The sequence below is a fragment of the Exiguobacterium sp. AT1b genome, assembly GCF_000023045.1.
In the GTDB taxonomy this organism is placed as follows: Bacteria; Bacillota; Bacilli; order Exiguobacteriales; family Exiguobacteriaceae; genus Exiguobacterium.
In genome coordinates this window covers 2,566,021-2,590,055 of the sequence record NC_012673.1, presented here as the reverse complement: position 1 = coordinate 2,590,055, position 24,035 = coordinate 2,566,021, and the positions used below count along the sequence as shown (strand labels likewise).

The 24,035-nt window shown below is 44.8% G+C and carries 25 protein-coding genes; 7 read left to right on the top strand and 18 right to left on the bottom strand.

Features of this window, described 5'->3' with window-relative positions:
- Window positions 1-66 precede the first annotated feature (66 nt).
- Complete coding sequence (locus EAT1B_RS13425) at window positions 67-1,380, top strand: NAD(P)/FAD-dependent oxidoreductase (RefSeq protein WP_015881098.1); 1,314 nt, start codon at window positions 67-69, stop codon at window positions 1,378-1,380.
- A gap of 42 nt (window positions 1,381-1,422) precedes the next feature.
- On the opposite strand, the gene mnhG is transcribed toward EAT1B_RS13425, so the two are convergent.
- The 16 genes from mnhG to EAT1B_RS13345 form a co-directional block, all read right to left on the bottom strand.
- Window positions 1,423-1,782 carry a monovalent cation/H(+) antiporter subunit G gene (gene mnhG / locus EAT1B_RS13420; RefSeq protein ID WP_015881097.1) on the bottom strand — a complete coding sequence of 120 codons (360 nt, stop codon included), beginning with the start codon at window positions 1,780-1,782 and terminating at the stop codon, window positions 1,423-1,425.
- Window positions 1,760-2,056, bottom strand: coding sequence for a Na(+)/H(+) antiporter subunit F1 (locus EAT1B_RS13415; RefSeq protein WP_015881096.1), 297 nt, complete (start codon window positions 2,054-2,056; stop codon window positions 1,760-1,762). The genes mnhG and EAT1B_RS13415 overlap by 23 nt, the downstream gene beginning before the upstream one ends.
- Window positions 2,056-2,541 (bottom strand): Na+/H+ antiporter subunit E, encoded by a 486-nt coding sequence (locus tag EAT1B_RS13410; protein ID WP_015881095.1) that lies wholly within the window; start codon window positions 2,539-2,541, stop codon window positions 2,056-2,058. Before EAT1B_RS13410 ends, EAT1B_RS13415 begins: the two co-directional genes overlap by 1 nt.
- A 7-nt stretch (window positions 2,542-2,548) precedes the next feature.
- The gene (locus EAT1B_RS13405; protein WP_015881094.1) at window positions 2,549-4,033 is read right to left on the bottom strand and encodes a Na+/H+ antiporter subunit D; all 1,485 of its coding nucleotides are present in this window, start codon (window positions 4,031-4,033) and stop codon (window positions 2,549-2,551) included.
- On the bottom strand, window positions 4,026-4,367 hold the full coding sequence (locus EAT1B_RS13400; protein WP_015881093.1) for a Na(+)/H(+) antiporter subunit C: 342 nt from the start codon (window positions 4,365-4,367) through the stop codon (window positions 4,026-4,028). Before EAT1B_RS13400 ends, EAT1B_RS13405 begins: the two co-directional genes overlap by 8 nt.
- Window positions 4,367-4,804, bottom strand: coding sequence for a Na(+)/H(+) antiporter subunit B (locus EAT1B_RS13395; protein WP_015881092.1), 438 nt, complete (start codon window positions 4,802-4,804; stop codon window positions 4,367-4,369). Before EAT1B_RS13395 ends, EAT1B_RS13400 begins: the two co-directional genes overlap by 1 nt.
- Window positions 4,776-7,217: a Na+/H+ antiporter subunit A gene (locus EAT1B_RS13390; RefSeq protein WP_015881091.1), complete on the bottom strand. Its 2,442-nt coding sequence runs from the start codon at window positions 7,215-7,217 to the stop codon at window positions 4,776-4,778. Before EAT1B_RS13390 ends, EAT1B_RS13395 begins: the two co-directional genes overlap by 29 nt.
- A 346-nt stretch (window positions 7,218-7,563) precedes the next feature.
- Complete coding sequence (gene trxA, locus EAT1B_RS13385) at window positions 7,564-7,878, bottom strand: thioredoxin (protein ID WP_015881090.1); 315 nt, start codon at window positions 7,876-7,878, stop codon at window positions 7,564-7,566.
- Between the two features lie 107 nt (window positions 7,879-7,985).
- On the bottom strand, window positions 7,986-8,951 hold the full coding sequence (locus tag EAT1B_RS13380; protein WP_015881089.1) for an electron transfer flavoprotein subunit alpha/FixB family protein: 966 nt from the start codon (window positions 8,949-8,951) through the stop codon (window positions 7,986-7,988).
- 14 nt (window positions 8,952-8,965) lie between these two features.
- Window positions 8,966-9,739: an electron transfer flavoprotein subunit beta/FixA family protein gene (locus EAT1B_RS13375; RefSeq protein WP_015881088.1), complete on the bottom strand. Its 774-nt coding sequence runs from the start codon at window positions 9,737-9,739 to the stop codon at window positions 8,966-8,968.
- 80 nt (window positions 9,740-9,819) lie between these two features.
- Window positions 9,820-10,398: a TetR/AcrR family transcriptional regulator gene (locus EAT1B_RS13370; RefSeq protein ID WP_015881087.1), complete on the bottom strand. Its 579-nt coding sequence runs from the start codon at window positions 10,396-10,398 to the stop codon at window positions 9,820-9,822.
- A gap of 79 nt (window positions 10,399-10,477) precedes the next feature.
- The gene (locus EAT1B_RS13365) at window positions 10,478-12,151 is read right to left on the bottom strand and encodes an AMP-binding protein (RefSeq protein ID WP_015881086.1); all 1,674 of its coding nucleotides are present in this window, start codon (window positions 12,149-12,151) and stop codon (window positions 10,478-10,480) included.
- 136 nt (window positions 12,152-12,287) lie between these two features.
- Window positions 12,288-12,752 carry a DUF4825 domain-containing protein gene (locus EAT1B_RS13360; RefSeq protein ID WP_015881085.1) on the bottom strand — a complete coding sequence of 155 codons (465 nt, stop codon included), beginning with the start codon at window positions 12,750-12,752 and terminating at the stop codon, window positions 12,288-12,290.
- Window positions 12,753-12,764: 12 nt separating this feature from the next.
- Entirely contained in the window at window positions 12,765-13,895 is a 1,131-nt protein-coding gene (locus EAT1B_RS13355; protein WP_015881084.1) for an ABC transporter permease subunit, read from the bottom strand.
- Window positions 13,885-14,766 carry an ABC transporter ATP-binding protein gene (locus EAT1B_RS13350; protein ID WP_015881083.1) on the bottom strand — a complete coding sequence of 294 codons (882 nt, stop codon included), beginning with the start codon at window positions 14,764-14,766 and terminating at the stop codon, window positions 13,885-13,887. The genes EAT1B_RS13355 and EAT1B_RS13350 overlap by 11 nt, the downstream gene beginning before the upstream one ends.
- Entirely contained in the window at window positions 14,753-15,142 is a 390-nt protein-coding gene (locus EAT1B_RS13345) for a GntR family transcriptional regulator (RefSeq protein ID WP_015881082.1), read from the bottom strand. Before EAT1B_RS13345 ends, EAT1B_RS13350 begins: the two co-directional genes overlap by 14 nt.
- Window positions 15,143-15,322: 180 nt before the next feature.
- Here EAT1B_RS13345 and EAT1B_RS13340 point away from each other — a divergent pair, with 180 nt between their 5' ends.
- The 5 genes from EAT1B_RS13340 (at window position 15,323) to EAT1B_RS13320 (ending at window position 17,974) form a co-directional block, all read left to right on the top strand.
- Window positions 15,323-16,090: a hypothetical protein gene (locus EAT1B_RS13340; protein ID WP_015881081.1), complete on the top strand. Its 768-nt coding sequence runs from the start codon at window positions 15,323-15,325 to the stop codon at window positions 16,088-16,090.
- Between the two features lie 105 nt (window positions 16,091-16,195).
- Window positions 16,196-16,606, top strand: a complete 411-nt coding sequence (locus EAT1B_RS13335; RefSeq protein WP_015881080.1) for a MarR family winged helix-turn-helix transcriptional regulator — start codon at window positions 16,196-16,198, stop codon at window positions 16,604-16,606.
- Window positions 16,607-16,629: 23 nt separating this feature from the next.
- Complete coding sequence (locus EAT1B_RS13330) at window positions 16,630-17,268, top strand: nitroreductase family protein (protein WP_015881079.1); 639 nt, start codon at window positions 16,630-16,632, stop codon at window positions 17,266-17,268.
- Between the two features lie 27 nt (window positions 17,269-17,295).
- A complete protein-coding gene (locus EAT1B_RS13325) occupies window positions 17,296-17,580 on the top strand; it encodes a putative quinol monooxygenase (RefSeq protein ID WP_015881078.1) in 285 nt (94 codons plus the stop codon).
- A 1-nt stretch (window position 17,581) separates the two neighbouring features.
- Window positions 17,582-17,974: a DUF1304 domain-containing protein gene (locus tag EAT1B_RS13320; RefSeq protein ID WP_015881077.1), complete on the top strand. Its 393-nt coding sequence runs from the start codon at window positions 17,582-17,584 to the stop codon at window positions 17,972-17,974.
- 87 nt (window positions 17,975-18,061) lie between these two features.
- On the opposite strand, the gene EAT1B_RS13315 is transcribed toward EAT1B_RS13320, so the two are convergent.
- On the bottom strand, window positions 18,062-19,585 hold the full coding sequence (locus EAT1B_RS13315) for an ATP-binding protein (RefSeq protein WP_015881076.1): 1,524 nt from the start codon (window positions 19,583-19,585) through the stop codon (window positions 18,062-18,064).
- A gap of 159 nt (window positions 19,586-19,744) precedes the next feature.
- The gene (locus EAT1B_RS16030) at window positions 19,745-20,299 is read right to left on the bottom strand and encodes a hypothetical protein (protein WP_015881075.1); all 555 of its coding nucleotides are present in this window, start codon (window positions 20,297-20,299) and stop codon (window positions 19,745-19,747) included.
- 573 nt (window positions 20,300-20,872) lie between these two features.
- Between EAT1B_RS16030 and EAT1B_RS13305 the strand changes: the two genes are divergently transcribed.
- On the top strand, window positions 20,873-23,848 hold the full coding sequence (locus tag EAT1B_RS13305) for an SIR2 family protein (protein WP_015881073.1): 2,976 nt from the start codon (window positions 20,873-20,875) through the stop codon (window positions 23,846-23,848).
- The last annotated feature ends 187 nt before the right edge of the window (window positions 23,849-24,035 follow it).

The window sequence follows — 24,035 nt, the reverse complement described above, 5'->3', positions numbered from 1 at the left end:
CCTCAGTTTAGCTTCCTCCTGGACGGGAAAAAGAGTGTGATATCTCGTCAGAGGAGGTTTTATATTATGAAACGATACGATGTCATCATTGTCGGTAGCGGTTCCGCCGCGAGCCAAGCCGCTTCCATTTTACGCGAAGCCGGTAAAGAGATTGCCATCATTGAGAATTGGACGTTCGGGGGAACATGTCCTCAACGCGGATGTGACCCGAAGAAGATGCTTGCCGAAGGAGCTGAACTTCTTGCTCGAGCGGAACAGATGCGCGAACTCGGCGTCGATGGAAGCCTATCCCTCGATTGGTCGTCCTTTAAAAAGCGGATTGATGAATATCGCTTCTCGATTCCTACGACAAAAACACAACATTGGAACGAGATGAACATTGACTTATATCAAAGAGAGCCTCACTTTATCGATGAGGATTCCATCGTCATCGATGGTCACGAGCTCTCTGCCAATCAATTTTTAATCGCTACGGGTCAAACGCCCCGCCCTCTCGATATCCCAGGTGGCGAACTGGCGATTACGAGCGATGATGTGTTCGACCTCGACGTCTTACCTGAATCGATTCACATTGTAGGCGCCGGGTATATCGCCTTTGAGTTTGCCCACATCTTTCGACGATTCGGAAGTGACGTGACCCTTCTTATTCGTTCGCGTGCGTTGAAGGCATTCGACCCGAACGTCGTCCACCGGCTCATTGAGGAATCGAAGCGAATCGGCATCACCGTCCGACATGACGTCGAACCAACACGAATCGACGGCAACGTCTTGACGTTATCAGATGACTCTACCCTCGAAGGCGTGGTCCTTAACGCCACCGGGCGAATTCCAAGCATCGAGCGCCTCCGGCTTGAAGCGGCCAGTGTCACAGCTGATCATCACGGTGTACACGTGAACGAGCATCTGCAAACAAGTAACCCGAATATATACGCCGCGGGCGACGTCGCCAAAAGTCCCAATCCTGCGCTCACTCCATTCGCCGGTCAGGAAGGGCGTCTCGCCGCACTCAATATGCTTCACGGGAATACACGGGCACTCCCCGAGCGTCCGGCCCCGACCATCGTCTATGCGACGCCGCCGATTGCTAAAGTCGGTCTTACGGTGGAAGAAGCGGAAGCGGAGGGCATTGACTTCGATGTGAAAGAAACGGATATGTCGCACTTCCTCACCTATTCACGAATCAATGACTCAACCGCCTATTCGAAAGTGTTACTAAGTGCAGAAGGGCACGTCATCGGGGCTCATTTGATTGGTCACCATGCCCCTGAACTCATCAACCTGTTCTCTTTCATTATACAGAACAAACTGTCGCATCAACACGTGAAGCACTTAGAAGTCGCCTATCCGACGGCCGCCTCCGACCTGACCTATCTCATCTAAACAAAAGACGGGACTCGCCTCGTGGCGAATCCCGTCTTTTACTTATTCGATTCCTTTATCCTTGTCTTCTTTCAGCGCGTCTTGTAACGACTTCTCCCAAAGTGGAACACCTTTCGCGTGCGCCGCACGTGAGATGAGGTGACCCCCAACAGGAGCTGTCAAGAGGACGAAGAAGAGGCCGAGCAAGAGTCTTGCGTCAAACACCCGTTCATCGACATATACGTGAAGGACGGCTGCAAAGAGGACGAACATGACACCGAGTGTCGCACTCTTTGAGGCAGCGTGTGTTCTCGAATAAATATCTGGGAGACGGATGAGACCGATCGCGGCGACGACCGTGAAGAAGACGCCGATGATCGTGAAGATGCCGGTAATGAGATCAAAGATCATTGTCGCGGTCATGTTGGATAATCTCTCCCTTCTCTAAGAATTTCGAAAACGCCACCGTTCCGATGAAGGCCAAAATACTGAGTAGCAAGATGACTTCAAAATACAAAGTCGTATCGAGCAGAATCGATAGTAACGCGACGACCGAGATGAGCGCGATCCCGATCGAGTCGAGCGCGATGACTCGGTCTGCCGTCGTCGGTCCTTTGACGACGCGATACAACATCATCAACATCGCAAGCAAGAGAATGGCGAGCGAGATGTAGATGAGAATGTCTAGTAAATCCATCACTCTGTCGCCTCCTTAATGCTTGATTCAAAGTTATCATAAATGTCTTTTTGTAGTGCTTCTTTATCCGGCATGTTAAGTGCGTGGATATAGAGCACGGAATTGTCTTTTGACACCTGAACGACGAGCGTCCCTGGTGTGAGCGTGATCAGCATCGAGAGCAAGCTGACTTTCCATCCTTTGTCGAGCGACGTCTCATAGCGGAAAATCCCTGGTTGGATTTTCAACTTCGGACTAAGGACGAGACGCAGTACCTCAAAGTTCGCGAGGAACAATTCACGGATGAAGATGAGAAGCAGTTTAAACAGACGCCAGACGCGTGTGAAGTAAAAACCGCCCCCACTAGATTTAAAGAATCGGCGCATCATGAACAAGATGAGTAAGCCGAGTAGATACCCGACGAAGAATCCGCTCGTTGTGAACGATCCCGTGAGGAACATCCAGATGAACGCCAAGAAAAAGTTAATCAATAGTTGATAAGCCATCTGTCATTCACTCCTTTATCACGGCATCGATATAGATTTCTGGATTGACGAGCGGCTCAATCGCTTGCGTGATATACGGATGGATGGCTTCTGCCCCAAATCCGTATGCGACCGCAATGATGAGCAACAAGAAGACCGGTACAATCAAACGCTTCGTATACGGTACGAGCGGTCCATCATACTCGCGCTTCGCCTCGCCCCAGAACCCGTTCAAGAAAATCTTCATGACCGAATAGAGGACGAAGAGACTTGACAAGAGGACGAGAAGTGGCCCGAACAGTTCCCCTTCGTCCATCCCGCCTGAGACGATCAACAATTTCCCGAAGAATCCACTAAGCGGCGGAATCCCAGCGAGCGAGAGCGCTGCGACGAAGAACGTCCATCCGAACAGCGGGAATCGGGTGATGAGTCCACCCATATCGCGAAGTTGACCGGATTTGGTGATCCCGATCATCATCCCGACGAGCATGAAGAGAACGGCTTTGATGATCATGTCGTGAATCAAGTAGTAAAGCGACCCTTCAAGGGACGTCTGCGTATTGACCGAGATTCCGTACAAGATGACCCCGACCGCGATCATGATGTTGTAGATGATGATCAGTTTCACATCGTTATAGGCGATGGCCCCTGTCATCCCGATGAAGATGGTGAGGACAGCGAGCACCATGAGGAACGTCTGTAAAAATTCACCGTTCCCGTCAAACAGTAGCGTGTACGTCCGCAAGATCGAGTACACCCCGACTTTCGTCAAGAGTGCCCCAAACATGGCGAGAATCGGGGTCGGTGCGACCACGTACGCTCCAGGGAGCCAGTAGTGAAGTGGGACGAGTGCCCCTTTCATCCCGAAGACGATGACGAACAGCACACCGATGACGGTGATGACGTCCGGGTTATCGACGAGCGGGATCTTCATCGCCAAGTCCGCCAAGTTGAGCGTGCCTGTGACTCCGTAAAGCAAGGCGACCGACATGACGAAGAGCGCCGAGGCGATGATGTTCACGAGCAAGTACTTGATCGATTCACGTAACTGGACGCCACGTCCACCGAGTACAATCAACACGTATGAGGACATCAAGAAGACCTCGAAGAAGACGAACAAGTTGAAAATATCACCTGTCGTGAAGGCACCGTTCACCCCGACGAGCAAGAACAGCATCGAGATGTACAAGTAGTTGCCTTCATATGAATCTGAGAAATAATGGACGGCGAACCACACGATGAAGAGCGTGAGAAGAGTCGACGTCGTCACGAGTAGGGCTGACAGCATATCCGATACGAGCGTGATGCCGAACGGCGCTTGCCAGTTCCCGAGGTTGAGGATTTGAATCCCCTCCGTGGAGACCGTATGCACGAGAAAGAGTGACACGATCGCCGTCATAACTAAAGCTCCAAGAGCCATCGCGCGCTGCAGCTGGACCCGTTTTGGCATAAACATCATAAGGATGGCCGCAAGCGCAGGAATGACGATTGGAAAGACCGGTAAGTTAATCATACGATTCTGTTCCTTTCATTTCTTCCATATTGTCCGTGCTGAGCTCCTGGTACGTGCGGTAAGCAAGTACGAGGAAGAACGCCGTCACCCCGAAACTGATGACGATTGCCGTCAAGACGAGCGCTTGCGGTAACGGGTCTGTGAATTCAGTCACACCGTCGACGAGGACAGGGGCAGCCCCTGTCTTCAAACCTGCCGTCGTCAAGACGAGAAGGTGTGCCGCGTGACTGAACAAGGCAGTGCCGATGATGATGCGTAACAAACTTCTTGAGAGAACAAGATAGACGGCACACATCGTCAGGACACCGATGATGATGCTAACGAAGATTTCCATTATTCACTCTCTCCAATCGTTTGTATAATCGTCAACGTGATTCCGATAACTACGAGGTAAACCCCTAAGTCGAACGCAATCGCCGTATGGAGCGTCTGTTCACCGAGAAGTGGTAAATCGAACTTCCCGTAAGCATGCGTCAAGAACGGACGACCCAAGAATACGGAGTGAAGACCTGTCGCGAGCGCAATCAGTAATCCGGTCGCCGTCATGAGACGGTAGTCAATCGGGAGCACGTTCGCAAGCGTCTTCGAATCAAATGCGAGTAGCAACAAGACGAGTGCCGCGGATGTCATCAATCCACCGATGAATCCTCCACCCGGTGAATAGTGACCGGCAAAGAACAAGTCGATGGAGAAGATGACAATGATGAAGAAAATGATAATCGCGGCCGTCTGCAAAATGACGTCATTGACGCGTCTGCTGTTTTGCTTCATGTTCACCTTCTCCTTTCGTACGTCGTGTTGTTCTAAATTTAATCATCGTGTAGATCCCGAAAGCTGCAATCCCGAGAACGACGATTTCAAACAAGGTATCAAATCCACGGAAGTCGACGAGAACGACGTTGACCATGTTTTTACCTGCTGCAAGCTCATACACGTTCTCTTTGTAATACTCTGAGATCGAGGTGAGCGATTTATTTGTGAGCGCCATGAAGCTGAGAAGCGTCACGGTCGTCCCGACGAGAACAGCCACGATGGCATTCCCGACTTTGAAACGCATCCGAACTTCCTTCTTGCTGATGTCCGGCATGTGATAGAAGACGAGCAAGAACAATGCGACCGAGACCGTCTCGATGACGAGCTGCGTAAGCGCCAAGTCCGGTGCACCGAAGAAGACGAAGAACAGTGCCACGCCGTATCCAACGACCCCAAGTAGGATGATGGACGGGAGACGCGACTTCATGAAGAGAATCGCGAGCGCCGCTAGCATGACGACAGCTCCGAGCACATATTCATACGGTGCAATCTCAGCCAGGTTCTCAAACGAGAAGCGGTACATGTCGAACCACCAGATGCTGAAGAGCATCATACCTGAGAGGAAGACGAAAATATAGATCAAGTACGACCGGATGAATCCAGTCATGTAGTTGTCTTTAAAGCGATAAGCCGCCTTGTTCGACCAGACGAGCGTACCGTCGTACATCCCATTGAGCGTCAAACGATGTGGGATGCGGTTGTAGATACCCATCCATTTACCCATTTGCCAGAACAGCAATGAACCGAGAAGGATCACCCCGATTGTCATATACAGTTCAGGCGTCAAACCGTGCCAGAAGTAAATATCTACTTTAACATCTTGCCCTTGCGCGACGAGTGTCGGATAGATCGACTCGACGGCTGGTTTGATGAGCGAGTTCGACAACACGTTCGGGAAGAACCCGAGACCGACAACGAGAAGCGCGAGAATGACCGGCGAAATCAACATGCCAATCGGCGCCTCATGCGGTTGTTTCGGCAATTGATCGAACTTTGCCTTGCCCATGAACGTCCGTGTGAACAGCATGATGCTGTAGATGAACGTGAACACACTTCCGACGAACGCGATGACCGGGAGCAAAATCCCAATCGTATCAAGCGCAAAGAAGTCGGCCGAGAAGACTTTCGTCGTCGCCTTCAAGAACATCTCTTTACTCAAGAATCCGTTGAATGGCGGAAGACCGGCCATCGATAACGAACCGATGACAGCGACCGTGAATGAAATCGGCATGACAGTCATCAGACCGCCAAGCTTCCGAATGTCACGCGTGCCCGTCTCGTGGTCGACAATTCCGACCATCATGAAGAGCGAACCTTTAAACGTCGCATGGTTGATCAAATGGAAGATTGCCGCAATCGTTGCGACCATAAAGATATTGTCATCCATACCGTCATAGTGGAGCGCCGCCGCCCCGAGACCGAGGAGTGACATGATCAAACCGAGCTGACTGACCGTCGAGAACGCTAAAATCCCCTTCAGGTCGGTCTGTTTGACAGCGTTGAACGAGCCCCAGAACATCGTGAACATCCCGACTCCGGCAATCGTCCATAGCCAGACGGATGACTCTTGGAACACCGGGCTCATGCGGGCCACGAGGTAGAGACCCGCCTTGACCATCGTTGCTGAGTGGAGGTACGCACTGACCGGAGTCGGTGCTTCCATCGCGTCAGGCAACCAGATGTGGAACGGGAACTGCGCTGACTTCGTGAACGCCCCGAGCAAGATGAGAACCATCGCGACAAGGAAGAATGGGCTCTCGGCGATGACGCCAGAGTTCGCAACCATATCGCGAATGCTGTACGAGCCGACCATCGATTCGAGTAAGACGATCCCCCCGAGCATCGACAATCCACCGAACACGGTGAGAAGCATCGACTTCTGCGCACCATAGCGGGAACGTTCTTTCTCATACCAGTACCCGATCAATAGGAATGATGAAATCGATGTGAGCTCCCAGAACATATACATGACAATCATGTTGTCCGAGAGAACGACCCCGAGCATCGCACTCATGAACATCAAGAGATACACGTAAAAATGCCCGAGCGACTCTTTGTCCTTATTCAAATAGTAAATCGAATAGAGGACGACCAGTGCGCCGATCCCCGTGATGAGAAGGGCGAACAAGAGACTGAGTCCATCGACGTATGCCGTGAAGTTGATCCCGAGGGACGGCATCCACGCAATCGTCTCTGTCACGACGTCCCCTGCACTCGTGATCGGAATGAATCCGGCGAAGTAGGTGACGAGCACGACCGGAACGATCAAGACGAACCAGCCTGTATGAATTTGTTTCATCCCTCGGAACAAAAGCGGGATGAATGGTGCCGCAAGAAGCGGCAACAAAATAGCTAAATGTAACAGCGACAAGAAAATTCCTCCTTCGAACAGAGTCGTACAATAGATTGAGCCGTAAAGTAAGGTCACTTGACTCCATCATGTCTTCCTCATGAGTATAGCGTAAATTTTCAGTCTGTTTCCATGACAAAAGCTTCCAGTTCAAGCGCTCCCCCGTCAAAATTCCGAATCTGTTAAATATGAAGGAAGCCGACGGAATTTCTTCAAAAAAATTTTGAAATCAGACGTTATGTATCGGAATATGACCGGATTGAGGGTGCGTGGAACAACTCAACTTATTCCCTACTTGCCTGTCCTTTTCCTTCTTTTCTATTCCGCAAAACAAAAAAGCAGCCGATTCAGGTCGGCTGCTACGCAATTATTGTGCTGTCGCGATAAACTCTTTCAATGCTTCTTTTGGTTGGAAGCCCATTGTTTTCGAAACAGGCTCGCCATCTTTGAACATCATGAGTGTCGGGATACTTTGGATTTGGAAAGCACCTGCGACTTCAGGGTTTTCGTCGACGTCGAGTTTCACGATTTGGACTTGGTCACCCATTTCTTGATCGAGTTCTTCGAGAACTGGCGCGATCATGCGGCATGGTCCACACCAAGTTGCCCAGAAATCTACGAGGACGACGCCCTCTTTTACATCTTGTTCAAACGATTGAGTCGTTGCGTGTTTAATAGCCATTTGTAAAAACCTCCCCAATAAGATGAGAGAGTCCTGATAAAGAACTCTCATGCAATTCATGTTCAGAGTATACCACGGAGGGTAACAACCCCAAAACGTTTTGCTTATTAGCTATTGACGAGGTGCTTACGGAACTCTTCTGTCAACATCGGGACGACATCGAACAAGTCGCCGACGATGCCATAGTCTGCCACGCTGAAGATGTTTGCTTCTGGGTCCTTGTTGATGGCGACGATGACTTTCGCGTTACTCATCCCAGCCAAGTGTTGAATCGCTCCTGAGATCCCGCATGCGATGTAGAGGTCTGGCGTGACGACTTTACCCGTCTGTCCGATTTGAAGTGCGTAATCGCAGTAGTCAGCGTCACATGCTCCACGTGAAGCACCGACCGCTCCTCCGAGAAGCTCAGCCAACTCTTCAAGCGGTTTGAATCCGTCTTCGCTCTTGACACCACGTCCGCCTGCAACGATGACTTTCGCTTCCGCCAAATCCACTTTCCCAGTCGCTTTTCGCACGACTTCTTTGACAATCATCGCGAGGTCTTTCAATTCGACCGCCGGCGTTTCAACAGAGACACTCGCGCCCGCTTGACGTGCGAGTGCGTCGATGTTGTTCGGACGGATTGTGAAGAACATGACCGAATCTTTGAACTTCACTTTCTCGAACGCCTTCCCTGAGTAGATTGGGCGAACGAACTCTGCGTCGCGTCCTGTTCCTTCGATAGAGACAACGTCACTGATGAGTCCGGCATCAAGACGTGCCGCAAGTTTCGGTGCGATGTCTTTCCCGAGAGCCGTGTGTCCGAGGACGATCATTTCCGGATTTTCTTGCTCGATCAACTGACGGAGCACTTGTCCGTAGCCGTCTGGCGTATAATGCTTGAGGCGATCATCTTCGACGACGAGGACACGGCTTGCGCCATACTCCCCGAGTTCTTGTGCGAGTGATTGCACGTGATCCCCAATCACGACTGCCGTCACATCGTCTGTCAATTGCTTCGCCGCAGCGATGGCTTCGAATGATACGTTACGTAACGCGCCTTCACGCGCTTCTGCGAGTACTAAAGCTTTCATCTATGATCTCCCCCTTAAATGACTTTCGCTTCCGTGCGAAGAAGTTGTACGAGCTCGCTCACTTGTGTCGACATATCGCCTTCAAGGATGCGACCGGCTTTCTTCTCTTCTGGCAAGAATCGTTCAATCGTCTCGATTTTCGCTTCGATTTCATCTTCATCGAGATCGATGTCCATGAGTTCGAGTTCTTCGAGCGGTTTCTTCTTCGCCTTCATGATCCCTGGCAAGCTCGGGTAACGCGGCTCGTTCAACCCTTGTTGTGCCGTTACGAGAAGTGGGAGTGCGACTTCGATGACTTCCGTGTCCCCTTCTACGTCACGTGTGACCGTAGCCGTTGTGCCATCGATTTCAAGACCTGTGATCGTCGTCACGTAATTCATGTCGAGAAGTTCTGCGACACGTGGTGCGACTTGTCCGCTACCGCCATCGATTGCTACGTTCCCTGCGAAGATGAGGTCCGCGTCTTGTTCTTTCAAGTATGTGGCGAGCACTTTTGAAATCGTGACATGGTCCGCATCTTCAACATCGTCCTCGATTGAGATACGAACGGCTTTGTCCGCTCCCATCGCAAGCGCTGTACGCAATTCTTTATCCGCGTCTTCTGGTCCTACCGTGACGACCGTGACCTCTCCCCCGAGTGCGTCACGTTTTTGAATCGCTTCTTCGACCGCATATTCGTCATACGGGTTGATGATGAACTCAGCGCCGTCTTCTTGAATTTCCCCATTCTCGAGCTGAATCGCTTCCTCAGTATCAAACGTACGTTTCAGCAAAACAAAAATATTCATGGTTGATCCCCCTTTAGTCAATTCTTTCCCATCATTCATGAATCAGCATTCATTTTTTGAGCTAGTGATAGGGCTCACTGTTACGTAAGCCCCTTCTTTAACATATGGTGCACATTTGGAAGCGTCGACAACAGATCGTACTTGAAGCCGCTCGCCATCCAACTCGTCACAACCTCATCGATTGTGCCAAAAATCATTTGACGGGCGAGTCGATAGTCTAAATCCTTGTCGAACTCTCCTGTCTCGATTCCATGCTTGACGACAGAATCGATTAAGTTCAAATATGGTTTGAGCACTTCTCCGATTTTTTGGCGAAGCACCAAATTCGACTGTCGCAATTCGATTTGTGTCACGACAGCGAGGTCGTAATCGGCCGACAGTTGCTTTAAATGCGATTCAATCAACTGATACAATTGATCTCCGGCCGTCGTCTCGTTCCCGATTTGTTGTTTCGAGTAGTCGATGAACAGCCCCATTTTCGCTTGGAACAATTCGATTAAGAGATGCTCCTTGTTTTTGAAGTACAAATAGATTGTGCCGTCCGCGACACCCGCCTCTTTAGCGATGGCTGTCACCTTTGCACCGTGATAGCCATGATTAGCAATTACTTTGACCGCCGCATCAATGATTCGGTCACTTTTCGAAATATGATTTGTCATTAACCCCAAGCTCCTTACCGCTGCAGAAAAATGAATGATGGTTCATTCATTTATTATTCTATCATGCGTACGCTTGGTGTCAACTGCTTTGTTTCACTTGTTTCGCCTTCTCTTCGTCGACGAGGACACGACGTAAAATCTTACCGACGAACGTCTTCGGCAACTCGTCACGGAACTCATACAACTTCGGTACTTTATAGGCAGCAAGCTTCTCACGACAATGTTTGTCGAGTTCTTCCTCCGTCACGCTCGAGCCGTCGCGAAGGACGATGAACGCCTTGACCGTCTCACCCCGATACGGATCCGGAACACCGATACAGACCGCTTCCTTCACGGCCGGATGTTCATAGAGCACTTCTTCGATTTCACGCGGATACACATTGAAGCCACCTGCGATGATCATGTCTTTCTTCCGGTCGACAATATAGAAGAACCCGTCCTCGCCCATGTAGCCGAGGTCACCGGTCGCGAGCCACCCATCTTTCAAGACGGCTGCCGTCTCCTCCGGCTTCTGCCAGTAGCCTTTCATGACTTGCGGACCGCTCAGCATGATCTCCCCGATTTCCCCGATGTCCGCTTCCGTCTCTCCATCTGCTTTTACTATTTTAGCAGAAGTATCCGAAAGTGGGGCACCGATCGAGCCGACGATCCGTTTATCCCATAAGAAGTTCGCATGTGTGACCGGGGACGTCTCAGACAATCCATATCCTTCCACGATGCGGCCGCCGGTGATCTTCTCGAATTCCTCTTGCACCTCAATCGGAAGCGGTGCCGAACCTGAGATACACGCTTCAATCGAAGACAAGTCATACTTTTTCAGTTTCGGGTCGTTCAAGATCCCGACATACATCGTCGGCGCGCCCGGGAAGAAGTGTGGCTTTTTCTTCTGAATCGTCTTTAAGACATCCGTCACCTCGAAACGTGGAACGAGGACGAGCTCATAACCGTTCGTCACCCCAAAGTTCAGACAGCACGACATCCCGTAGACGTGGAAGAACGGCACGACGCACAAGACGCGCTTCTCGTCCCCACGATTGTATTTATAGAATAAGTTCGAGATCTGGTCCGCATTCGCCGTCAAATTGAAGTGGGTCAACATGACACCTTTCGGAAGTCCCGTTGTCCCCCCTGTATATTGAAGAACGGCGACATCTTCTTTTGGATCGATGTCGAGCGGCGTGATAGGATTGAAGTCCTTATAATCTTTGAACGGTGTCGATCCGGTCGTATCGATGACGATATTGTTCTCACGTTTCACTTTGATTGGATACAGTTTGTTTTTCGGGAATGGTAAGTAATCAGCGATACTCGTCGTGATCACGGTTTGAATCTCCGTCTTCTCACTGACGCGAAGCGTTTTCGGATATAACAGATCGAGGGTGATGACGATTTTGACACCTGCGTCCGTGACGAGGTTTTCTAGCTCACGTTCCGTATAGAGCGGGTTCGTCTGGACGACTGTCCCACCTGCATAGAGCACGGCATAGAACGAGATGACGTATTGAGGACAGTTCGGAAGCATGAGGCTGACGCGGTCGCCTTTTTCAAGCCCTTTCGCTTGAAGCATCGTTCCGAGTCGACGTGCGGCATCATCGATTTCCGCGAATGTCCACTCCTTTCCGATAAAGGAGACGGCCGTACGATTCGGATAATCCTTTGCTGCGCGAGACAACGCCTCATAGAGCGGCTTTACCTCATAATCGATTGACTGGGGCATTCCTTCTGGATAATCTTGTAACCACGGTTTGTTCATCGCTGTTCCTCCTTGGAAATGAATACTCATTCAGTTAACCCTATTATAATGCTAAGAAAACGCTTTCATCTACCCTTTACCCGATAATTTTCAGAAAATATCAAAAAAAGCGATTGGATTTGTCATCCAATCGCTGTCATACTCGCCTAAAATAGGAATCTTTCGAATCCAGTTTTTCAAGCTTCTGATTCATAAGTTGTTGCAATTCTTTTTCATGACGAATATTTGAGAAGTCCGTCCCGAACCATGCCTCCATTTCGGGTCGAGAGAAAGCATAGGTCCGGTTCGGGAAAGCAAAACGGACGATTTCGGCGTTCGGGATGAGGGTGAAATAGGCAGCCGCATTCCGAATCGCCAGATGTTCTTGTTCCGCTCGTTCCATACCCGGGTCTTCGTAACGGACGGTCAACCCATAAGGACGCTTCTTCGTCTGCAGTTCGACCGATCGATAGCATTCATGTAGCGGCAAACTTCCGGCAATGCCGACGACGGCCGCATTATCCCCGACTTTCGCCCCTTTGTATTCAAAGGCGTCCGGTTCGGGGTTCATACACCCTGCCAGTGAGATGACGAGTACGAGCAACAGACAGAAGCGTTTCATAGGTGTCCCTCCTTACGATTTGAGTCTTAAGTTAAAGCGGTAAAGCAAGCGTTTGGCGAGCAAGTGTGCCAAGAACGCACCAATTAAAAAGCCGATCATATATAACACGCTATTCGCTTCATACGTGAACGTCGTGAACACAATTCCTGTGAACATCGCGATACATCCAACGATGATGATGTGAACGAGCCATAACCAGTTGTTGAACATGAAGAAACGACCGTTGTTTTCTTGTGGTGCACGATTGTACATCCAAGCTCCTAACCAGAATGACAAGGCAATAAAGACGATAGACGATGGAATGCTAATCGTGACGAACTCTTGCCAATACTGATCGGATTGAATGTATTCATATAAAGATAAATTCATCAAGTTACCAAGTGGTGAGATGGCTTGAATAAATACACTTTCATAAGCTGAATCGATTAACCAACCCAACGCATCACCTCGACCAGTTAACGAGTAAGCCGATCCTTGAATCAATGCGAGAATACCTAACGGGAAAATCAAGGCGACAAACGACCACACCGATTGAGAAATCGATTCCCCACCGAACGACCCCATCCATAAAGCCAACGAGAATAACGAGATGCCAATCAAGGCGATGTACAGGACAATCACCACCGATTTTAAAACGGTCCCTTCTAATAAGAAGGAATAACGGGAAGTGGCGACCAATGCAAACATCGCGATACTTCCTAACAGCGTGGCCATGATGATTCCACTTGCCCCCATTACCCATTTTGATATGTACTGCTGGGTCCGGGTGAACGGAAGCGACATCGAAAAATCCGACATTTGACTGTTTCGTTCGGCACCAATGAGCGACGTGGCCATGAGTGCACTAAACACGACGAACAAAAATACAACGGGACCGAGAGGAATCACACTTCCAATATCCCCAATATAGTAGGCGATGCTTGAATCGAGATCAAAGAAGGACTCAACCGTAAGGCGATCTCTTTCTTCAAACGGGATCCCGTAATCTACAGAATTCGCTCGTGCATCTTTAATCTGTTCATCAAACTGTTCGAATTGTGTCCAAACTGGCACTGTGAAGGCGACGACGCCTAGGAAGACGAGCAGCATCCAAAGCAGCGACACTTGTTTCCAATCTTTCTTTAACAAAACCTTAGACAACATGGGCTTCTCCTCCTAACTGGACACGGAAGACGTCTTCAAGAGACATCGGAATCTCTTCGATGAGCATCGGATTGTATGAATCGATGAACGCTTCGAGCTCGTCCGTCCGTTCTTTCGCCATGAACAGCACGACACGTCCCGTCACGCTGATGATTTCGATATCTTTTCGTTCGAGCAGTTCGACCGGGACATGGTCGTTGAAGACGACTTGCCACTTGATGCTGAGGGCACGTGCCTCTTCGAGCGACAAGATCGCTTTGACACGTCCATTTTCAATCATGATGATGCGGTCAGCGATGCGTTCGAGTTCATGCAGTTGGTGACTCGAGACGATGATCGAGCAGTTCCGATTCTCGACTTGGGCAATCATCAGTTTCAACACGTCGGATTTGGCGACGACGTCTAAACCGTCCGTCGGTTCGTCGAGCAGGTAGTATTTCGCTTGGACGGCGAAGGCGAGCGATAACGTGACGAGTGCCTTTTGTCCTTTTGAAAGTTGGCGAATCTTTTTGTTGTCGATGTTGTATCTCGTTAATGTCTCACGGAAGACGGTACGGTTGAATGACGGATAGATCGACTCATACAAGTCCGTTGCCTCATTCACCGTGTAATTTTTAAGCGCGTCGGCTGAATCCGGTACGAAGATGACGTCACGCTTCAACCCTGCATCTTTAAAGATACTCTTCGATCCATAGAGCACATCTCCCATATCTGGGCGGATGATGCCCACCATCGTCCGGAGAAGCGTCGTCTTACCGGCACCGTTACGTCCGACGAGCGCGATGATTTCTCCTGATTCGACCGTAAAGTCGATGCGGTCGAGAATCGTCTGTCGGTCAATTTTTTTACTTAACTGTTCAACTTTCAGCATTGGTTTTCCCTACTTTCTCATATTCCGTCCGCAATACGTCGATGGCTTCATCTAACTGCACGTTCGCATAGTGGCAATCAATCGCAATCTTTTTGATCGAGGCGATGACCGGCTCACGTGCCGCATCATCGTCCACCCAGTCCTCGGAGACGAACGTCCCACGTCCACGTCGCATCTCGAGCAGCCCGAGCCGTTCCAACTCTTGATACGCCTTACTGACCGTATTTGGATTGATGACGAGATCGGTGGCGAGTTCACGCACGGACATCACCTTATCTCCTGGTCGTAAAATTCCACGGATAACAAGTTCTTTCGTTTGATTGACGATTTGCTCGTATAGCGGTTCTGAACTTTTCATATCGATTTTGTATAACATGGGTCACACCCTCTCATAATCAATGTTACTCTTTAAGTGTATTATATGTATTAGTACACGCAATTACAATAGTTCTTTGAGGGCACTTTTAGTTTACAGCGAAATGGAAATGATTTGAATAAGACTTTGGACCGAGGTATTCTCCTTCAATATCAGGTAGATTGAACGAGAGGTGACGAAATGATTAAAAAACGACTACTGATAGGAATGGCCGGTGGGTTTCTTGCTGGCGGTCTCTTCGTATATACAACGCTTGAAAAGTCAGAGGCACGGGAGACATATAATGCGTATGTGAAGGAAACATATAATGAGCAACCTGACATCGAGCTATCTCGCGACTGGCATATGGGTGGTTATACCGGAGAAATGACATTGACGAAAGAACCATTCGCCGGCACTTATTATCTTGTAACGTATGGGGACGGCTCCATCCACGATAACGTGCTCGTGACGTATTGGGAACGCGAGGCAGAGCGGACGATTCACGAACGGCTCGTGTCGGAAGGAATCCTAAAAGAGGAAGAGACGGTCCGTGCGGAAGTGCCGATTGGCGTGTCCGATGATGTGCAAGCAAACATCTCCCCGACCCCGACGTCCATTTATGAAACAAATCCGAAAACGTATCTCGACGTCTCGATCATGTTTCATGAAGACTGGAACAATACGGACGAACAGAAACAACGGATTCTCAGCGTCATCCGTGAAGTCGAGTCTGACGTCTATTGGATTCACTTCTCGTTCGACGGAAAGCCTGGAGGAAATGACGATTACACAGAACGGTACATGATGTTCACGCGCAAAGCGTCTGACATCGACCCGTCTTTCCTCGACGTGCGGACGATTGAGGACTTGAATGCCTACGACCGAATGTATGGATTCGACGAGACGACATTCACGACAGAATATCGATTTGATGGCACCCCCATCGAAGAGGAGACGACACGATAATTTGGTGTCGTCTTTTTTTGAGCGTTTGACTTTACAGGCAATCCAAAACGTTGTATCGTTTGACAAGTCAACGATTGATAAGTCAATTGAGAAAGGTGGGACGCAATGGACCTACGTGAAATCAGCCGATTACTTTACCAAATCAAGTTGGCGGAACAAAACGTCGCATCGTCGTTCGAACGGGAGACGGGCTTCAGCCTGACCCGCTACGAGATGTTACAAGTCGTCAAAGAACGAGGCGTTTGTTCGCAACGTGCGATCAAAGAAGAGATGAAAATCGACAATGCTGCCATCACCCGACATTTGAAAATCCTTGAAGAGAAAGGGTATGTCGTCAGAGAGCGGAACGCGGAGAACCATCGCGAGATGTTCGTCCGTGTGACAGAGAAAGCAGAGCAAGACCTAAGGGATTGCGAGCGAGACGAACAGGCCAACCACCTCGTCTTACAAGCCTTGTCCGCTGAAGAGATTCATCAATTATCCGGACTGCTTCAAAAATTGAACAGTCACGCCTAAACAGAGAAAGAAGGAATTTACCAATGGCAACTACATTCGAAAACAATACATTCAAAGACGTTATGCTCGGTCGTAAATCAATCCGTGTCTATGACGAGAACGTGAAAATCTCACAAGAAGAGATGCTCGAGATGATTCAGGAAGCAACAACTGCCCCATCATCGGTCAACATGCAGCCGTGGCGCTTCGTCGTCGTCGAAAGCCCAGAAGCGAAAGAGACGCTCAAGCCGCTCATCAAATTCAACACGCGTCAAAACGATTCATCTTCAGCGATGCTCCTCATCTTCGGTGACATGGAGTGCTACGAGTACGGCGAACAAATCTACGATCAAGCAGTCGCAGAAGGCAAAATGCCACAAGAAGTTCGTGACCAGCAACTCGGCGCGATCATCCCTTACTACAAAAACCTCTCGAAACAAGAGATGAACGACATCGTGAAAATCGATGCGAGTCTCGCAGCGATGCAATTCATGCTCACGGCACGTGCACACGGCTATGACACGAACCCAATCGGTGGTTTCGAGAAAGAGCAACTCGCAGAAACGTTCGGTCTCGACAAAGATCGCTACGTACCGGTCATGATCTTGTCTCTCGGCAAAGCCGCGGAAGAAGGTTACCAATCAGTACGTCTTGACGCTCAAACAGTCACATCGTTCAAATAATTCAACACACAATCGGAGGAATCAACCATGATCTTAGTCAACGCCACATTCGATATCCAAGCATCACAACGCAAGAACTTCTTGCGTGACATCCAAGTCTTGATTGACTCATCCAAACAAGAGGCGGGCTGCGTCGGATATGACCTGTACGAGTCAACGTCTGTCGAGAACCGTTTCGTCATGATCGAGAACTGGGAAGACCAAGCCGCTCTCGAGCAGCACAACCAAAACCCGGTCCTCATCAACTTCGCACAAAACGTCGCAAACTACGTGTCTGCGAAACCGGTCGTACAAGTAGCAGCGGTCAACTAATATGTCGACGCTCACCCTTGTGCTCGGGACGCTCGTCGCCATCGAATTCTTCTATATCTTCTATTTAGAGACGATCGCGACGGCATCTTCCTCGACGTCACGTGTCTTCCGCATGTCGAAAGACGAGCTGACGAGGGACTCGGTATCGGTTTTGTTTAAAAATCAAGGCGTCTATAACGGGTTGATTGGGGTCGGTCTCTTATACGGGCTATACGTCTCCCCTAACCCGGTCGAGATTGTCACCATGATGCTGACCTATATTATTCTCGTTGCCCTATATGGCAGTATCACGAGTGACAAGAAGATTATCCTGACACAAGGTGGGCTCGCCATCTTGACGTTATTACTCAATCCATTTTTTAAAAGTAATAATCATAAATTAAAAAGGGGATGAATGTCATAAATTGGACATTCATCCCCTTTTTAATTACTTTATTATCTTCACTAACATTCTTCAAACAAATATATCTCATGTATACGTTCATCTATCCAAACCTATTTCATGATGAGTTATTATTTTTAGATTATAAGGTTTATGTTGAGTTGTGTTTCTTGGAGCCATAGGAGAAAAAAGTTTATTTATGTCATCAACCATCCTTTCTAAATTAGAGTCTTTGGACTCAACAAGTAAATACCCCTCATCAGGTTGGACTCCTTCGTTTAGTAGTCCATCCCAATACATCTTTAATTGATAAACATCTAGCGGCGCACCTTTTCCAATTTTCACCTCATATATTATTATCTCTCCAGATTTTTTCTTATGATATAAATCTATTTGAGTCCCACTATACCAAACACTCGTTTCAGTACTAACCGAGTCGCCAGATGGAATTGAAACTATTCGATCAGCTAACTTTGCTACTAATTCCTTTTCAGTAGTCTCTCTCACATTTTTAATTGGCCTAAACTCATTAAGTTTGTTAAAGATTTTTATCCAATCTGGATCATCTAAATTAAAGTCTGTTTTATTATTCACTGTAGTAAGTACATTCCGTGGTAAGTCAGGAATAATTAGTTCACCAATAAAATCATTATAGCTATTGTGCCTGCTAATTGGTTCATCTAAAAGTTCTAGATTTTTCGTTTGTCTCCTCCATATATTTTCAAATTGTCTAGTAGCAATTGTACGTTTACCTAATTGTATATCAATACCTTGAGTGGATTGATTTCCTTGATAATAATACTTCAACTTTCCACCAAATAACATTTTTCGGGTTTCGTATTTATCCAGAGTTCCATACCTGTAAAGAAGTTCATACTCTATTCCGTCTAATTCAATATTAAAGCGTTCCGTATAACCATTGGCCAACGGTAATTTTATTGAAGGCACTCTTTTCCTATCCTCATCGATATAAACAAATATATTACCATAGGGAAGACCTGTATCTTGATTTATATTTAAATATCCACGATAAGTTACACCAAGATGTTCGATAAGCCATAGTCTTAAAGGAGAGAGATTCTGAGTTTTTGCTCCTCTACCTTGAAGCGTTTTAAGAAATTCTCTACTCACTTGTGCAAATATAATGGTACTATAATCATTACCTAATTTAGGTATATCAGGCATACATGTATTCTTTGTTATTATTTGCATTTGATGACGAAATGGTCCATCCACACTGTGGACTTCGTTTTTATTACTCGTTGTCCAAATCTTAAATTTTCTATGACCTCCAGTTAAAGTGGCTAATGCATTTTTCAGACCAAAACCATGCTCGTTTAGTCTGTTATCCTCCGTAGCAGATTTCCCCAATTGCAATGCTTTTGACAGTACTTCAATGTTCATCCCTCTTCCTCTATCCCCTATATACAAATCAATTAACTCATCACTTTCTTCTGTTTTAAGTAACTGTATGTCGATATGAAAACTATTATTAGGAATTGAGGCAGCAATCGCATTATCAGTCAATTCAATAATACATTGATGGAATAGTAGATTTTGTTTAGCTAATCCTTTAAAAACACCTTCGGTAACTGTTAATGTAACTTCAGTAATTTCATTCATGATTTCCTTCCTCCTACATGGAATATTTATATATACCCTAGAAAAGAAAAATATTTTACACAGAATTTCTCTTAAAACTAGTGTATCTTTCAACTATGAATACAATTAAAAACCGATAGAGATAGACTTTTAGTTCTACCACTATCGGTTTAAGAAATATTAATTCCCCAAAATTGCTAACGTAACACCAACGAACATCATCGCGTATACCGGCACACGTGGCATTTCGCTATTGCTGTCGAGTGCTTTCCCCATATAGAGAAGATGATTGGGTGCACGAGGAACGGAATCGAAATGATGCTCGAGATAAGAAGCAAAGCTTCCTGTCCTGAACAAGCCGAAGTACGAGATTGCTGAGGGTTGTGCCATCATCTGCCATCCGAATGAGAACTGAATGAGGGTTTTTACTTCTTTGAAATCTTTCCGGTTCGCGGCAAGCAAGGTTTTCAATACAAGGTGGCGGGTGCATTCACATGATGTTCTGATTGTCTCAGCATTCGGAGTAGCGTACTGTCGCTGATATTGTTTAAAATATGCTTCAATCCGATTGTACTCATCCCACTCAATAGCCTCAACAGGCCGCGTTCCAAACGAATTATTCTGCAGGAGTGTAATCGAAACCGTTTTATAAAAAAGCACCAATGGGGCAGGTAGAATTGTCGTAAAAGAAACATCTTGCCTAAACCCGTAGCTGCACATCCATTCCGAACACACGCTCATCCCTCAATGTTCCGATATATCTACCGTGGATACTGTATGAGCAATTTGTGTAATGAGTACAGGCAGCACAAGACTTTTTTCCATAGCAAACGAACTGATATACTTCGTCGAAATGGTTCACATCGACCACCTCTATTTCCGAAAACAACTCATCTAACATGAATGATTCCTTCAATTCTTTTAGTGATCTAGTTCCCAAAGACGGGCTTCATCAAAAGTAAGGAAGAATTAAATTTAAATCTCTGTTTGCACCAATCAACAAACCAGATGGCGTCGTTCATGTGGAGCCGTCTCTGTAAATCAACAAGTGGACATTTCAAAGTAAGGTCAGAATCATAATAAGTAATTTTCTACACAATGAAATAGAATTTACCTAAAAATTTTAGTGTGCTCTCAATCATCTCACGTGGTAAAATATAGCAAAAATGCTGTTTAACAAAATTTTTTTGATGTTTTATATTTTTTATGATTATTTCATAAATAAAATTTTATAGTCACCTTCATAATCAAATTTTATTATTGGTAAATTATAGAAAACTATGATTTTTAGTGATTGGGGGAGAAAATATGGTCGATAATTTTTTAGACACTAGTATAAAAAAAATCAAAGAAGCGAGCGAAAACAACAAATTGGTGATTTTTGTTGGAGCTGGGGTTTCGGCTAATTCAGGTATACCTACTTGGAGTGAATTAATCAAATCACTTTCAAAAGATTTAGGAGACTTTGATATTGATAAGTCTCCAGAATTATTTTTAAAAATACCTCAATATTATTTCAATGAGAGAGGCGAAAAAGAGTATTTTGAAAAATTGGATGAAATATTTCTCAAAAATAAGTACAAAACGAATCCAATTCATAAAGAAATTTTCAAATTAAAACCTACACACATCATCACAACGAACTATGATACTTTGTTGGAAGAAGCCGCTATAGAAGAGGGACAATTTTTCCATACGGTAAAGTATGATTTGCACCTACCCTATAATAATTTCAATAAAACTATCATTAAAATGCATGGAGACTTTGAGCATCGTAATATCGTACTAAAGGAAGATGACTATTTAAATTATTCTAAAAATTTCACTTTAATCGAAAGTTATATCAAGTCTCTAATAGCTACAAATACAGTTTTATTTATAGGGTATTCAGTCAATGATCCGAATTTCAACTTGATTTTTCAATGGGTTAAAAATATTTTAAGTAGCCATTTTCAACCAGCATATCTAATAGAGAACAGTAAGGAATTTTCTCGAATCGAACATTCATATTATAAAAATCGAGGCATAAATATTTTATATAAAAATGAGATTGAAGGCTTACCTTTTACTGACGTTTTTAATAGCAACAATGTAAGAGGAAATGCTTTATATAATTTTTTAAACTATTTTAATACATTTGATAAGAGAAAAGAGATTAATGATTTAGAAGGTGTTTATGAGAAATTAAGTTGTTTTGAGGATTTAAATTTCATTATGCCTGACCAAATTACAAAAAGATTGAATATAAAATCTTTAGCATATGATTTATTTGGCGATAGAACTTTAACAACTTTAGAAAATGAAAATCCTCTAATAGATATATTCTCAAATATCGAAAGCTTTTCAGATAAAACTATATTTAATAAAATCTCAAAGATATTCTTAAAAGCAAACATTCGGGGGGTTTCTACAGATAAAGAATTAATAATTGAATTTGAAGACAATGATGATTTTATAAATAGTTTAATAACTAAGATTATAAAAACTGACAGTACAATCAATCCAACAACCCCTAATAATTTGACAAGTATTTTTGAAGGGAAAGATTATGAGTCAATGCTTAGGCTCGGGTATGTTTTCTATAAACAAAATCAATTTCATGATTCGTATACAGTCTTTAAAACTATTTCAATTAAAGCATTTAAAGATAAAAAGTATCTCATTTACTACATTTCAGAGTTTAATAGAAAACATTTAGGAAATTTCCTAATGAACAATTCAAAAAAAATAAGTGAAGATTTGAAGATTGAAATTCAAGATATAAACCTTGAAGAGATTTATGACACTCTCCCATCAATCGAAAAAAAAAGCATAAGTTTTCTAACAGATATTCAGAATTTTAATTTTATATATAAAGTTCAGAATAAAATCAACAAACATGTCAATGCATTAAAAAATACCAAAAGAACTGTTGAAAATAATGGATTCTCAATAGATAGTACTTTACAACGAAGCTTCACTGAATTAACAAACATTTGGATGTTTTTAGAATCTAACTATTTATGTATAGACATTTATAGTGAAATCAAAAGCTTATACCTAAGTTTTGTAGAAGGTATTTTTGTAAGTTATAGTACCCAAAATAATAGTACTGGCGAAACTTTTTTTAATGACTTACCTATAAATAAAATTGAAGAATTAGATATCTTTGAAGTATATATTATTATGACTAAATTGAAGACTAAAGACTTGTCTCAAATTTTGACTGATTATAATGTAAATGAAATAGTTATTAGTGAGCCGGCTCTCGAATTTGTCATGCATACTTTGGAAACCCTAGTTAATGACGTATTAAACAATAAAATTAAAGATAAAAGTGAAAATTATCTTTATAATCTTCTAACGTTACTTTCCAGGTCCAAATTAAATGTGGATCACGCTAATCGCATTGGAAGTAAACTGAAATTACTGATTAATGAAGAAGTGTATTTTAATGAATTTAAATATATTAATAGATTTATCGTTTCTTCAGCAAATAAAAACCTACTAAATCAAAATTTAATATCGCAACTATTAAATAGTTACCTAAACGCTTATTTAAAAAACAGAAGGATATTGGAATTTGATACGGTTGGCTTGTATTCAAATTTGGCAAAAATCTATGCGGATTATAATAGCTATCCTCTAGATGAAGATACGATTACCAATGTTGTAAACGTAGTGAATATCGACTACAAAGCAGAAAATCGTAATCTGATATATAACACTTTACAAAGCGTTGTATATCCAATATTCAGTATTTTAAAAAGCGAAGAGAAAGAAATAATAAAAATATTAACAAAATCAATATTAGAAAAAATAATTTCTGCGCAAAGTCCTTTGGATTCAAAAACCATATCTTTTTATGAATCAATGTTACTCAGTAACGTTCTTGAGGCAAACACGTCTATCAATAAACTTATAATTGAAGGTACATGTAAATTAATCGAAAATCAAAATGAAAGCCTTAAAACACATCCCGATCCCATTTATATAGGGTTACATGCATTAACAAATATGTATAAGTTTGACCACTTGAATTTAGAAGAAATTAAAGATTATTTGAAAATGCTTGGTGGCCATGTTGAGTATTTCGATTTAATTTTCAATATTGAAGGTGTAAAGCTAACCAACTTAAATTTACTAGTATATATAAATGAAGAAGAAATGGAATCTTTAATGAAACAAGAAAAATTTAAAAATTCTGTGTACGAATTATTTGAAGAAAAATTAGAAGACCTAACTCTTGAAAAGAGAAAAGATATCCTATCTAAAATATACACAAGAAGATATAAAAATTTATAACTCATTTTTGAAGACAACATTCAATCACCCATATTGACGTATTTTTTCCCACGTAATTTATTCTAAGTAATCAAATAACAGTCTTGACTGATCAGCGAACAACGGCCCTTTATCAAAAGATAAATGGCCGTTTATTTTTATAATGTCTATATACGAATCACATACGGAGGGTTCTTACGCACTTTGA